Genomic DNA, 13,831 nt, shown 5'->3' on the forward strand with positions numbered 1-13,831 from the left:
TCAGACGATCATGGACGCATTGGTTTTGCTCGGCGGCTTCTTCGTTTTCTGCGCGATGGGCGTGCCCGTTGCCTATGCGCTGGGGCTTTCCGCAATCTGCGCAGCACTATGGCTCGACATACCGCTCGAAGCGATCGCTCTGAAGACGTCCGACGGCATGGACGACTTTCCGCTGCTCGCAATCCCCTACTTCATCCTTGCCGGTGCCATCATGGCCGAAGGCGGGATGGCGACGCGGATCATCAACCTGGCCAAACTATTCGTCGGTTTCATCCGCGGCGGGTTGGCACTCGTCAACATCCTCGCCTCGACCATGTTCGGCTGCATCTCCGGATCGTCGGTCGCCGATACGGCTTCGATCGGCAGCGTCATGATCCCGCAAATGATCAAAAGCGGCTATCCGCGGCTGTTCGCGGTCAACGTGACGATATCGGGTTCGCTGCAACCCCTGCTGCTTCCGCCGTCGCACAATATGGTGATCTTTTCGCTTGCGGCCGGGGGCACCGTCTCGGTGGCGCACCTGTTCGTGGCCGGCATTGTGCCCGGTCTGTTGCTGGGCATCGCATTGATGCTGCTTTGCCTGTACATCGCGTATCGCGACAAACTCCCGAAAGGCGAGGCGATTTCGCTTCGCCAGGCCGGGCGCATTGTCTACGAGGCGGTGTGGGGTCTGGTGACCGTATTCATCATCCTCGGCGGCATCCTGTCGGGCGTTTTCACGCCGACCGAAAGTGCGGCGGTCGCGAGCGTTTGGGCATTGCTGGTGACTGTTTTTATCTACCGCGACTACAGCCTGCGCGACCTGCCCAAGCTGCTGGCACGCGTCGTGCGCACGGTCGGCATGGTGATGATCATGATCGGCTTCTCGGTCGCCTTCGCCTACATGATGACGCTGATGCGCATTCCGGCGAAAGCGACGGAGTTGTTCCTTGCGATCGCCACCGACAAATACATGTTCCTGCTCTACACCAACATCCTGCTGCTGCTGCTCGGCACGTTCATGGATCTGGCGCCAATGCTGCTGATCTGCACGCCGATTTTCATGCCGATCATCGCGCAGTTCGGCATCGATCCCATCCATTTCGGCATCGTGATGATTTTCAATCTCGGGATCGGCCTGCTGACTCCGCCCGTCGGCCCAACGCTCGCCGTCGGCTGCGCGATCGGCAAAGTCACGATGGAACAGGTGTCACGCTCGATCATGGTGTTCTACGTGCCGATGCTCATCGTGCTCGGCCTTGTCACCTACATACCGGCGCTAACACTGTGGCTGCCGCGCCTCGTTCTCGGCTGAACAGACCCGCTCACATATGGATCGGGCGGCCGTCCACGGCGAGGGCTGCTTCGCGCACGGCCTCGGTCAAGGTCGGGTGCGCGTGGCAGGTGCGCGCGATGTCTTCAGACGACGCGCCGAATTCGATCGCGAGCGCCATTTCGCCGACGAGTTCGCCGACCGACGGGCCGATCATGTGCACGCCCAACACGCGGTCTGTCGTGGCATCGGCCAGGATCTTCACGAAGCCGTCGGTGTTGTTCTGCGCGCGTGCGCGCCCGTTGGCCGTGAACGGGAACTTGCCGATGCGGATCGCAACACCTTCTGCCTTCAGCTGCTCCTCGGTCTTGCCGACGGAGGCAACTTCCGGCCACGTATAGACGACCGACGGAATCGCATCGTAATTCACGTGGCCGTGCTGGCCGGCGAGAATTTCGGCGACCGCCATGCCTTCGTCTTCGGCCTTGTGCGCCAGCATCGGCCCGGCGATCGCATCGCCGATCGCGTAAACACCGGGAACGTTCGTCTGGAAATGCGCGTCGATGGCGACGCGGCCTTTTTCGTCGAGTGCCACACCCGCTTCTTTGAGGCCGAGCCCGTCCGTGTAGGGGCGGCGGCCGACCGCGACGAGCACGATGTCGGCTTCGAGCGTTTCGGCCGCACCGCCTCCGGCGGGCTCCACCGTGAGCGCCACGCTCTTGGCGCCGACCTTGGCACCCGTGACCTTCGTCGAGAGCTTGAACGCCATGCCCTGCTTGGCAAGGATGCGCTGCATGCTCTTGGAAATCTCGCCGTCCATGCCGGGCATGATGCGGTCGAGAAATTCGACGACCGTGACTTTCGCCCCCAAACGCTGCCACACCGAACCCATCTCGAGCCCGATCACGCCCCCGCCGACGAGCACCATCGTCTTCGGCACTTCCGCGAGCGTCAAAGCGCCCGTTGAAGACACGATCTTCTTTTCGTCGATCGGCAGACTCGGCAGCGAGACGACTTCCGAGCCCGTGGCGATAACGATGGCTTTGGCGGCCAGCGTTTGTGTGCCACCCGCGTTGAGGGCGACTTCGACCTTGCCGGCGGCCGCGATCTTTCCAGCACCCTTGATCCAGTCGATCTTGTTCTTCTTGAACAAGAACGCCACACCGTCGACGTTCGATTTAACGGTCTTGTCCTTGTGCGCCATCATGGCTTTGAGGTCGAGTTCGACCTTGCCGGTCTTAACGCCGAAGGCCGCGAGGCCGTGCGATGCTTCTTCGAACTTCTCGGACGCCTGCAGCAAAGCCTTCGAGGGAATGCAGCCGACATTGAGGCAGGTGCCGCCGAGCGTGTCGCGTTTTTCGACGCACGCGACTTTCATGCCGAGCTGGGCCGCTCGGATGGCGCACACGTAACCGCCGGGGCCGGAGCCGATGACGACGAGATCGTAGGAGGCTTCGCTCATGTCGTTCACATGTCCAGGATGAGGCGGGCGGGATCTTCGATGCATTCCTTGACGCGCACAAGGAACGTCACGGCTTCGCGCCCGTCGATGATGCGGTGGTCGTAGCTCAGCGCCAGATACATCATCGGCCGGATTTCGATCTTGTCGCCGACTGCGATCGGGCGCGACTGGATCTTGTGCATGCCGAGAATGCCCGATTGCGGCGGGTTCAGGATCGGCGTGGACATCAGCGAGCCGTAGATGCCGCCGTTGGTGATCGTGAAGGTGCCGCCCGACATTTCGTCGACCGTGAGCTTGCCGTCGCGCGCGCGCCGGCCGAAATCACCGATCTTCTTTTCGATGTCGGCGAACGAAAGCACGTCGCAATCGCGCACGACCGGCACTACGAGGCCCTGCGGCGTGCCCACCGCAATGCCGATGTCGTAGTGGTTCTTGTAGACGATGTCGCCCGCGTCAATCTCGGCATTGACGGCCGGGAGTTCCTTCAACGCGACCACGCACGCTTTGGCGAAGATCGACATGAAGCCGAGCTTAATGCCGTAGCGCTTCTCGAAGGTCTCGTTGTACTTGGAGCGCATCGCCATCGCCGCCGTCATGTCGACCTCGTTGAAGGTCGTCAGCATCGCGGCCGTATTCTGCGCGTGCTTGAGGCGCTCGGCGATCTTGCTGCGCAGGCGCGTCATCTTCACGCGCTCTTCGCGCGGGGCGAGTGCGCGCGGGGCGGCAGGGGCAGCCGGTGCTGCAGGTGCCGGCTTCGGCGCTGCGGCGGCTGCGGCCACGTCGGTTTTCGTCACGCGCCCGTCTTTGCCCGAGCCTGCAACGGCCGAAGCATCGAGGCCCGCTTCGGACAGTGCCTTGCGCGCGGCGGGGCCGGGCTGCTTGTCGCTTGCGATAGCAGCAGGTGCGGCGGCGGCCGGTGCGGCCTTGGCGGGTGCCGGTGCGGCAGCGGCGGGTGCAGCGGCTTTGCCGGCAGCGCCCGCTTCAAGTTCGCCGAGCTTGGCGCCGACCGCGACAGTCGTACCCGCAGGCGCCGTGATCGCCGAGAGCATGCCGGCGGCCGGGGCCGGCACTTCAACCGTGACCTTGTCCGTTTCGAGCTCGCAAAGCGGTTCGTCCGCCTTCACGGCGTCGCCGACATTCTTGAACCATTTGGCGATGGTCGCTTCGGTGACGGATTCGCCCAAAGTCGGCACTTTGATTTCGACGGCCATTGCGTTTTCCGTTTCTTGTTTGGCGGGTAAAAGGACGCGTCAGACGCTCAACGCGGCGTTGACGAGATCGGCCTGCTCTTTGTTGTGGCGCTTGTAGAGGCCGGTTGCGGTCGCGGCCATCTCCGAGCGGCCGACATAGCGCGGACGCTTGGCCGGATGCTTGAGATTGGTCAAGAGCGCTTCGAGGCGCTGGTCGACGAAGGTCCACGCACCCATGTTCTGCGGCTCTTCCTGGCACCACACGATCTCGGCGTTTTTGTAGCGGCCAAGCTCGCGTTCGGTCGTGGCAAGCGGGAACGGGTAGAGCTGCTCGATGCGGATCAGCGCCACGTCCTTGAGGGCGCGCTTGGTGCGCTCTTCCAGGAGATCGTAGTAGACCTTGCCCGAGCACAGCACGACGCGCTTGATCTTGTCGTCGGCGACGAGTTTTTCGGCCTCGGGCAGGATGCGGTGGAAGCTCGTACCCGGCCCAAAGTCGGCCAAATTCGAGACCGCGAGCTTGTGCCGCAGCAGCGATTTGGGCGTCATGATCAGCAAGGGTTTGCGGATCGTGCGGCGCACCTGGCGGCGAAGTGCATGGAAATAGTTGGCGGGCGTGGTGAGATTGCAGACCTGCCAATTGTCTTCCGCGCACATCTGCAAAAAGCGCTCGAGCCGGGCCGAGGAATGCTCGGGGCCCTGCCCTTCGTAGCCGTGCGGCAGCAGGATCGTGAGACCCGACATGCGCAGCCACTTGGCCTCGCCCGACGAGATGAACTGGTCGAACATGGTCTGGGCACCGTTGGCGAAGTCGCCGAACTGCGCTTCCCACAGCACGAGCGCGTTGGGCTCGGCCAGCGAATAGCCGTATTCGAAACCGAGCACGCCGAACTCCGACAGTGGGCTGTCGTGCACTTCGAACGTCGCCTGGCCCTTGCGGATATTGTTGAGCGGCACGTAGCGCTTTTCGGTTTCCTGGTCGACCAGCACCGAATGGCGCTGCGAAAAGGTGCCGCGGCCGCAATCCTGGCCGGACAGGCGCACGGGCGTTCCTTCGACCGCGAGCGTGCCGAAGGCGAGCGCTTCGGCCGTCGCCCAGTCGAGGCCGACGCCCACGTCGAGGATCTTGGCTTTGTTGTCGAGCTGGCGGCGGATCGTGCGGTGAATATTGTGCCCATCCGGCACGGTCGAGATCGCCTTGCCGACTTCGCGCAGCAGCTCGGTCGGCACAGCCGTGTTGCCGCGATTGTCCTCTTTCTTCGCAAGCTCGATGCCCGCCCACTTGCCCTCGAGCCAGTCGGCTTTGTTCGGCTTGTAGTTCTTGGACGCTTCGAACTGCGATTCGAGATGCGCCGCGAAATCGTCGTAGATCTTCTGCGCTTCTTCGGCCGTCATCGATTTTTCGCGCACGAGCTGCTCGGCATAGAGCGTGCGCGTGGTCATCTGGGCCGCGATCTTGCGGTACATGATGGGCTGCGTGAAAGACGGCTCGTCGGCCTCGTTGTGGCCGTGGCGGCGGTAGCAGATCATGTCGATCACGACGTCGCGGTGGAAACGCTGGCGGAACTCGACCGCGATGCGCGCCACATGCACGACTGCTTCGGGATCGTCGCCGTTGACGTGGAACACCGGAAATCCAAGGCCCTTGGCGATGTCGGTGCAGTAAGCGCCCGAACGCGAATAGGCCGGTGCCGTCGTGAAGCCGATCTGGTTGTTGACCACGAAATGGATGGTGCCGCCGGTGCGGTAGCCCAGAATATCCACGAAGCTCATCGTTTCGGGCACAATACCCTGGCCCGCAAACGCCGCGTCGCCGTGCAGCAGCATCGGCATTACCTGCGCGCGGTCGTTGTCGCCGAGCTGCACGCTCTTGGCGCGCGCCTTGCCGAGCACCACGGGATTGACCGCCTCGAGATGCGACGGGTTGGCGGTCAGCGACAGATGCACCTTGTTGCCGTCGAACTCGCGGTCGGACGAGGTGCCGAGATGGTATTTGACGTCGCCCGAACCTTGCACGTCGTCGGGCTGCGAGGACACGCCCTGGAACTCCGAGAAGATCGCGACGTACGGCTTGCCCATCACGTTGGCGAGCACGTTGAGGCGGCCGCGATGCGGCATGCCGATCACGATCTCGCGCACGCCCAACTGGCCGCCGCGCTTGATGATCTGCTCGAGGGCCGGAACGGCCGACTCAGCGCCGTCGAGGCCGAAGCGCTTGGTGCCGACGAATTTTTTGTCGAGATAGCGCTCGAAACCTTCGGCCGCCGTCAGACGCTCGAGGATCGCGCGCTTGCCGCGCTCGGTGAAATCGGTGTGGTTGCGCGGACCTTCGATGCGCTGCTGGATCCAGCTTTTCTGCTCGGGATCCGTAATGTGCATGAACTCGACGCCGATCGAGCCGCAATAGGTTGTTTTGAGGGCCGCGATGATCTCGCGCAGGCTTGCCGAATGCATGCCGAGCACGTTGTCGATGAAGATCTTTCGGTCCATGTCGGCTTCGGTGAAGCCGTAGCTGGCCGGATCGAGCTCGGGATGCTGCTCGCGGTTGGTAAGGCCCAACGGATCGAGATTGGCGGCAAGATGCCCGCGCACGCGATAGGCGCGCACCATCATGATGGCGCGGATCGAATCGAGCGTGGCGGCGCGCGCCTGTTCGGCCGTGAGCGAGCCCGGCGCCGGTGCCGCCGCAACGGCGGCAGGTGCCGCACCGCCCTTGCCCTTCGGCGGGGCAACGGGGGCTTCGGCAACGCCGATCACGCGGGTTTTCTCGCGGCCCCATTTGGGCTGGTAAGTGCCCGCCACATCGGATTCCATCTCGCGCAGAATGCCGTGCCAGCTTGAATCTACGCTGGCCGGATCGGCGCGATACTGGTCCAACAATTCGGCCAGATAGACCGCGTTGGCGCCATTGAACATCGAATCGAGATCGGGATGCGTCGCCATGTCAGTGCCTTTTAGGACGTAAGACGGTTAGCTCATCGCCTTGAGCATGGTCGAGCCCAGCGAAGCGGGCGAGTCCGCGATGTGGAATCCCGCCGATCGCATCGCCTCGAACTTGTCAGCGGCCGTGCCCTTGCCGCCCGAGATGATCGCACCGGCATGGCCCATGCGACGACCCGGAGGGGCTGTCACGCCCGCAATGAAGCCGACGATCGGCTTCTTGCAGCCGGTCGAGCGATAGAATTCGGCCGCATCCTCTTCTGCCGAGCCGCCGATTTCGCCGATCATGATGATGCCCTGCGTTTCGGGATCGGCCACGAACAGTTCGAGCGCGTCGATGAAGTTGGTGCCGTTGACCGGATCGCCGCCAATACCGATGCAGGTCGTCTGGCCGAGTCCGGCAGCCGTGGTCTGTGCGACCGCCTCGTAGGTGAGCGTACCCGAGCGCGACACGATGCCGATCTTGCCGCGCGTGTGGATGTGGCCCGGCATGATACCGATCTTGCATTCGCCCGGCGTGATGACGCCCGGGCAGTTCGGCCCGATGAGGCGCGTCTTGCTGCCCGACATTGCGCGCTTCACGCGCACCATGTCGAGAACCGGAATGCCTTCGGTGATGCACACCACGAGGCGAAGCTTGGCGTCGACCGCCTCGAGGATCGCGTCGGCCGCAAAAGGCGGCGGCACGTAGATGACCGAGGCGTCGGCCCCGGTCGCGTGTACGGCTTCGTCGACCGTGTTGAAGACCGGCAGATCAAGATGGCGGGTTCCGCCTTTGCCGGGTGTCACGCCGCCGACCATCTTGGTGCCGTAGGCGACTGCCTGTTCGGAATGAAACGTGCCTTGGGCGCCCGTGAAGCCCTGGCAGATGACTTTGGTGTTCTTGTCGACGAGAACGGCCATGTTATGCGGCCTCCTTAACGGCCGTGACGATCTTTTGCGCGGCATCGGCGAGATTGTCCGCCGAGACGATCTTGAGGCCCGAATTTTTGAGGATCTTCTTGCCGAGATCGACGTTGGTGCCTTCGAGGCGCACCACCAGCGGCACGTTGAGTGCCACTTCGCGCGCGGCGGCTACCACACCTTCGGCGATCACGTCGCAGCGCATGATGCCGCCGAAGATGTTGACGAGAATGCCTTCGACATTGGGGTCCGACAGGATCAGCTTGAAGGCCTGCGTCACGCGCTCGCGCGTGGCCCCGCCGCCGACGTCGAGGAAGTTCGCGGGCTCGCCGCCATAGAGCTTGATGATATCCATCGTCGCCATGGCAAGGCCCGCACCGTTGACCATGCAGCCGATCGAGCCGTCGAGCTTCACGTAGTTGAGCTCGTGCTTGGAGGCTTCGAGCTCCATCGGATCTTCTTCGTCTTCGTCGCGCAGATCGGCCACGTCCTTGTGGCGGAACAGCGCGTTGTCGTCGAAATTCATCTTGGCGTCGAGGGCCAGCACTTCGCCCGCCCCTGTCACGACCAGCGGATTGATCTCGACGATCGAGGCGTCGAGGCTCGTGAAAGCTTCGTACATCGCGGTCAGGAACTTCACGCAAGCGCCGATCTGCTTGCCTTCCAGACCGAGCGCAAACGCCACCTTGCGCGCATAGTAGGGCTGCAGGCCTTGCGTCGGGTCGATCGCGATCTTGACGATTTTTTCGGGCGTGTTGTGGGCGACGTCTTCGATGTCCATGCCGCCTTCGGTCGACGCCATCACGGTGATGCGCTGGCTGCCGCGGTCGACCAGCATGCCGAGATAGAGCTCGCGCTTGATGTCGCACCCTTCCTCGACATAGATGCGTTTGACCTCTTTGCCCTTGGGTCCGGTCTGCTTGGTAATCAGCGTCTTTCCGAGCATCGCAGAGGCGTTTTTCTTGACCTCGTCGATCGATTTGACGACGCGCACGCCGCCTTTGCCGTTGGGATCGTCCTTGAAGCGGCCCGCCCCGCGCCCGCCCGCATGGATCTGCGATTTGACGACCCAAACCGGGCCGCCCAGTTCGCGCGCCACTTTTTCGGCTTCGTCGGGCGTGTAGGCAACCCCGCCCTTGGGAACCGCGACGCCGTAGCGCGCCAGCAGGGTCTTGGCTTGGTATTCGTGGATATTCATTGTGCGATCCAGTCGGTTGGCGGTGGCCGAAGGCGGCTCGAGAGCGGGCGGCCTTGAAGTCGCAAAAAATCGCGGTACGTCGCTAGGTTAGTCCGGGGCAGGGTCCGCTTGCAACGGTACCTGCCCCGGTGCGACCTGCAAGTTACAGTTTGCCGTCGGCCTTGAGGAGCTTCTCGGCGATCGCGCACAGATCCTTGACGGCCGCGACGGACTTGGCAAATCCGGCCTTTTCGCCCTCGTCGAGCGTGATTTCGACGATCTTTTCCACGCCGTTCTTGCCGATGATGACCGGCACGCCGACATAAAGACCCTTCTGGCCGTACTGGCCGTCGAGCCAGGCCGCGCAGGGGAGCAGGCGGCGCTTGTCGCGCAGGTAGCTCGCGGCCATTTCGATCGCCGACATGGCGGGCGCATAGAAGGCAGAGCCCGTCTTCAAGAGATTGACGATTTCGGCACCGCCGTCGCGCGTGCGCTGCACGATCTTGTCGAGGCGTTCCTGCGTGGTCCAGCCCATCTTGATGAGGTCGGGCAGCGGAATGCCGGCGACCGTCGAATAGCGCACCGAGGGCACCATCGTGTCGCCGTGGCCGCCGAGCACAAAGGCCGTGACGTCTTCGACCGAGACCTTGAATTCGTCGGCGAGGAAGTAGCGGAAGCGCGCGCTGTCGAGCACGCCCGCCATGCCGACGACCTTGTTGGTCGGCAAGCCCGAGAGCACCTGCAGCACCCACACCATCACGTCGAGCGGGTTGGTGACGCAGATCACGAACGCGTCGGGCGCATGGTTCTTCAGCGCTTCGCCGACCGTCGCCATGACCTTTACGTTGATGCCGATCAGATCGTCGCGCGTCATGCCGGGCTTGCGCGGCACGCCGGCCGTGACAATCACGACGTCGGCCCCCTTCATGGCGGCAAAATCGTTGGAGCCCGAGAGGGCGACATCGAACCCGTCGACCGGAGCTGCTTCGGCAAGGTCGAGCGCCTTGCCCTGCGGGATGCCCTCGGCGATGTCGATCAGCACCACATCGCCCAATTCCTTGAGCCCGGCCAGAAGCGCCAAAGTGCCGCCGATTTGCCCTGCCCCGACGAGAGCGATCTTGTTGCGCGCCATGCGAATTTCCCCTTTTTCGACCGCCCCGAACTGGTCCGGTCGCTGCGATGCGAAAATACCGGAACGGGTTTTACGCGGTCCGCCGCCCCTGGGCAAGTGGGGCGGTCAGGAGGGTGGCACCTAGCGGCGCGGCGGCGGCAAGCGCCCGGCAACCGCAAATTCGCCGCCCGGTGCCATGCGCAGCACAACCCCCTCGCCCGACGCCGGGAAAATGCCGGTAAGGGCCGTGATGTTGACCTGGTGCGTAACCAGCACGACCAAGCCGCCATCGGCGGGCAATGTGCGCAGAAAAGCCCGCAAAGCGGCAGTTGCCGCAGGTTGCGCCGTGCGTTCGTCGAAGAACGAATTGAGCTCCGCCGGGCGCTCGACGACGGGCCCGAGGGCGAGGATTTCGGCGGTTTCGCGCGCCCTGCACCATTGGCTTGTGAACACGCGCGCTTGGGCAATCCCGGCTTGGCGCAATCCTGCCCCGATCGCCTGCGCTTGGGCGCGGCCCGCTGCATCGAGATTGCGCTGGGTTGCGCAATCGCCGAGCCGCATGCCGGCCGGATCGCCCGTTCCGGGTGCGATCGCGTGGCGCAGCAGCAGCACATGGCCGGGCGCCGCAAGGGTGGCGGCCAATACCGGCTCGGCGGCTTTGGCGGGGGCAACGAGGACCAGTGCGGCAAAGACCGCCCCGAAAAACGTCGAAAAAAGCTTCATAGCCGCGATATAGGGCGCTTGGTGCCGGTCGGCGAGCCTCAACCGCCCAAATGCGGCGCGGCGAGATAGTCCTGGCTCTGCATTTCGAAAAGTCGGCTCGCGGTGCGCTGGAATTCGAAGGCGTGGTCGCCTTTGGCGTGCAGGTCTTCAGGGGCAGCGTCGGCGGCCATCACGAGCTTGGCGCGATGTTCGTAGAGCGCGTCGATGAGGTTCACGAAGCGGCGCGCCTCGTTGCGCTTTTCAGGGTCGAGCACCGGCACGCCATCGAGCACCAACGTGTGGAAATTGCGCGCAAGGGCAAGATAGTCGCCCGAGCCAAGCGCCTTCATGCACAGATCGGCGAACGACGCGAACGCGACACCGCCGCCCGTGCGCGCCAGTTCAAGATCGCGCCCGCCGACATCGAGCGTAGCGGGCCCCACGATCGCTCCCTCCGTCAGAGTCGAAAAAGCTTTTTCGAGTTCGCCCGTCGCCGCCGGCCCCAGCGGCGTGTGGTAGACCGGCAGGCCGCGTATGCGGATGCGCCGATAGTCGATGCCGCCATCGAGGGCCAGCACGTCGAGCTTCTGCTTCAGAAGTTCGATCGCCGGCAAAAACCGCTCGCGCTGCAGCCCGTTCAGATAGAGATCGTCGGGTTCGATATTCGACGTCGCCACCACGACCACACCCTTGGCGAACAACGCCTCGAACAGGCGGCCGAGGATCATCGCGTCGGCGATATTGGTGATCTGGAACTCGTCGAAGCACAGCAAAAAGGCTTCCTCGGCAAAGGCCGCCGCCAAAGGCGGGATCGGATCGCCGTCGCCCTTTTTTGCTTCCGCCGTCTGGCGCCAAGCATGGATGCGCGCGTGCACCTCCAGCATGAAGGCGTGGAAATGCACGCGGCGCTTTTTTTCGCTGGCGGCATGCGCGAAGAACAGATCCATGAGCATCGATTTGCCGCGCCCCACGCCGCCGAAGAAATAGAGGCCCGTGGGGGGGGCACCGCGCTGCTCGGCGCCGAATTTGCGCGCAAAACCCAGCGACGCGCGCCAGAAGCCCGGCCGCGGGTCGGGCTTGTAGGCAAGCAGCGCGCGCGACAGCGTCTCGAGCTTTTCGACCGCGAAGGCTTGGGCGGGATCGGGCTTGATTTCGCCCTCTGCGAGCTTGGCCCGGTAGGCGTCGAGCAGGGCGGTCATGCGGGCGGCACCACGCCCAGAAGCTCGGCCACGAATTGCGGCACGATCTGCGTCGCAGGGCCTAAGCGCCGCTCGGCAAAGGCATTGCTGGTCGCCGACGGCTCGAGATTGAGTTCGACCGTGCGTGCGCCGTTTGCGGCGGCGATTTCGACGAAACCCGCCGCCGGATAGACATGGCCCGACGTGCCGATCGCCACAAACAGCGCGCAATTCGCGAGTTTTTCTTCGATCTCTTCCATGTGGAACGGCACTTCGCCGAACCAAACAATATGGGGGCGCAATGCCCCATTGGCCGCACAGGCCGGGCACACCGAATTGACGGCGATATCGCCGCCAACCTCGGCCACAATGCCGCACGCCATGCAGCGCGCTTTGTTAAGCTCGCCATGCATGTGGCGCACATTCTGCGAGCCCGCACGCTCGTGCAGATCGTCCACGTTCTGCGTGACCAGCAGCATCTCGCCCGTCCAGTTGGCTTCGAGAATCGCAAGGGCGAGATGCGCGTCGTTGGGCTGCACGGAAGGGTCGCGCAAGCCTTTGCGGCGCGCATTGTAGAAAGCGTGCACGCGCGCTTCGTCGCGCACGAAAGCCTGCGGGGTCGCAACGTCTTCGATGCGCACGCTGGCCCAAATGCCGTCGGGATCGCGGAAGGTTGCCAACCCCGATTCCTTCGATATCCCCGCCCCGGTCAGCACCACGATCGAACCCTGCATGCAATCGCCACCCTATCCAAAAGGCGGCGCGGATCAAGGCGCTTGGCGTGCATTCGGATGGTTTGCTTTGATGTTGCGCTGCGCCAAGTGCGCGGTTTCGGCAATACGCTTGGCGCGCGTTTCCGGCTTCTTGGCGGCCCCGATCCATTCCAGAATGGCGCGCCGCGAGGACGGGCTGAAGGCCGTGAAATTGGCGGTCGCCGGTGCGGCGGCGGCCAACGAAGCCGCAAGATCGGCCGGCATTTCGAGCGCGTGCGCGGCATCGAGCTTGGTCCAGCTGCCGTCTTTTTTGGCGCGCGCGATTGCTGCCAAACCGGGCGGCGCGATGCGGCCGGCCGCGATCAGCGCTTCGGCCTTTTTCTTGTTGATGGCCGACCAGCCGCTGCCCGCCCGGCGCGGCGACAGCAGCAGCATCGTGCGCGCGTCGTCGAGCTTGCGCGGCAGGCTGTCGATCCAGCCGAAACACAACGCCTCGTCGACGATCTCGGGCCAGGGCAGATGCGGCACGGACCCGCCCTTTTTCCAGGTCACGAGCCAGATCGCTTCTTTGCGCGCATGGTTCTTGGCCAGCCACTTGTGCAGTTCGGCGCGCGATCTGACCTCGACGCGCAGACGGTCGTCCGGGTTGGTTTGTTTTGCCTTCATGTGCGCAACAGAAAATCGGCTTCGCGCTCGTAGATGCGCGCGGCCCCGGCGCGCGCACTCGAATAGAGCGCAAAACGTTCGACCGCAAACGGCCCCGCCTTGAAGAGCGCGTGCGTGGCGAGCCATTCCTGCACTTTCGGAACCGACGGATCGGCGAGCTTGGCGAGCGTTACGTGCGGGATGAAACGCCGTCCGTCGGACGGAAGATCGATACGGCGCAACGCCGCTTCGATGCGCGCACGCAAGGCAAGCAATGCGTCGGACTTGCGCAAACCCGCCCACAGCACGCGCACGACGGGTCCGCTCGAAAAATGGCCCACGCCGGCAAGCTCCAGATCGAACGGTTCATGACGCACGCCTGCAAGCGCATAGGCGACGTCTTCGGCGACGTCGCCCGGCACTTCGCCGATGAAACGCAATGTCAGATGCAGATTTTCAGCCGTCTCCCAAAATGCACCCGGCACGCCACCGCACAGCCCCTGCAGGCGCAGCACGATATCTTCGGGCAAGGCCAGGGCCGCGAACAGGCGGTACATG

Annotated in this window: 12 protein-coding genes; 1 reads left to right on the forward strand and 11 read right to left on the reverse strand. The window is 63.9% G+C overall.

Going from position 1 to position 13,831, the window contains the following annotated elements; all coding sequences use genetic code 11:
- Window positions 1-10 precede the first annotated feature (10 nt).
- Window positions 11-1,294 carry a TRAP transporter large permease gene (locus O9320_15255; protein ID MCZ8312202.1) on the forward strand — a complete coding sequence of 428 codons (1,284 nt, stop codon included), beginning with the start codon at window positions 11-13 and terminating at the stop codon, window positions 1,292-1,294.
- 10 nt (window positions 1,295-1,304) lie between these two features.
- On the opposite strand, the gene lpdA is transcribed toward O9320_15255, so the two are convergent.
- From lpdA to thpR, 11 genes are all read right to left on the reverse strand, one after another.
- Window positions 1,305-2,714 carry a dihydrolipoyl dehydrogenase gene (gene lpdA, locus O9320_15260; GenBank protein MCZ8312203.1) on the reverse strand — a complete coding sequence of 470 codons (1,410 nt, stop codon included), beginning with the start codon at window positions 2,712-2,714 and terminating at the stop codon, window positions 1,305-1,307.
- A gap of 5 nt (window positions 2,715-2,719) precedes the next feature.
- Window positions 2,720-3,925, reverse strand: coding sequence for a 2-oxoglutarate dehydrogenase complex dihydrolipoyllysine-residue succinyltransferase (odhB, locus tag O9320_15265; protein ID MCZ8312204.1), 1,206 nt, complete (start codon window positions 3,923-3,925; stop codon window positions 2,720-2,722).
- A 39-nt stretch (window positions 3,926-3,964) separates the two neighbouring features.
- Window positions 3,965-6,847, reverse strand: a complete 2,883-nt coding sequence (locus O9320_15270; protein MCZ8312205.1) for a 2-oxoglutarate dehydrogenase E1 component — start codon at window positions 6,845-6,847, stop codon at window positions 3,965-3,967.
- 27 nt (window positions 6,848-6,874) lie between these two features.
- Window positions 6,875-7,747 (reverse strand): succinate--CoA ligase subunit alpha, encoded by an 873-nt coding sequence (sucD, locus tag O9320_15275; GenBank protein MCZ8312206.1) that lies wholly within the window; start codon window positions 7,745-7,747, stop codon window positions 6,875-6,877.
- Window position 7,748: 1 nt separating this feature from the next.
- Entirely contained in the window at window positions 7,749-8,945 is a 1,197-nt protein-coding gene (gene sucC, locus O9320_15280) for an ADP-forming succinate--CoA ligase subunit beta (protein MCZ8312207.1), read from the reverse strand.
- A gap of 142 nt (window positions 8,946-9,087) precedes the next feature.
- On the reverse strand, window positions 9,088-10,056 hold the full coding sequence (mdh, locus tag O9320_15285; protein MCZ8312208.1) for a malate dehydrogenase: 969 nt from the start codon (window positions 10,054-10,056) through the stop codon (window positions 9,088-9,090).
- Window positions 10,057-10,176: 120 nt separating this feature from the next.
- Complete coding sequence (locus O9320_15290) at window positions 10,177-10,800, reverse strand: histidine phosphatase family protein (protein MCZ8312209.1); 624 nt, start codon at window positions 10,798-10,800, stop codon at window positions 10,177-10,179.
- Window positions 10,797-11,936: a cell division protein ZapE gene (gene zapE, locus O9320_15295; protein MCZ8312210.1), complete on the reverse strand. Its 1,140-nt coding sequence runs from the start codon at window positions 11,934-11,936 to the stop codon at window positions 10,797-10,799. Before zapE ends, O9320_15290 begins: the two co-directional genes overlap by 4 nt.
- Window positions 11,933-12,649, reverse strand: coding sequence for an NAD-dependent deacylase (locus O9320_15300; GenBank protein ID MCZ8312211.1), 717 nt, complete (start codon window positions 12,647-12,649; stop codon window positions 11,933-11,935). The genes zapE and O9320_15300 overlap by 4 nt, the downstream gene beginning before the upstream one ends.
- Before the next feature lie 33 nt (window positions 12,650-12,682).
- Window positions 12,683-13,294 carry a YdeI/OmpD-associated family protein gene (locus tag O9320_15305; GenBank protein MCZ8312212.1) on the reverse strand — a complete coding sequence of 204 codons (612 nt, stop codon included), beginning with the start codon at window positions 13,292-13,294 and terminating at the stop codon, window positions 12,683-12,685.
- Entirely contained in the window at window positions 13,291-13,830 is a 540-nt protein-coding gene (gene thpR, locus O9320_15310; GenBank protein ID MCZ8312213.1) for an RNA 2',3'-cyclic phosphodiesterase, read from the reverse strand. The genes O9320_15305 and thpR overlap by 4 nt, the downstream gene beginning before the upstream one ends.
- Between the last annotated feature and the right edge of the window lies 1 nt (window position 13,831).

The sequence above is a fragment of the Magnetospirillum sp. genome (assembly GCA_027532905.1).
Classification (GTDB): domain Bacteria; phylum Pseudomonadota; class Alphaproteobacteria; order CACIAM-22H2; family CACIAM-22H2; genus Tagaea.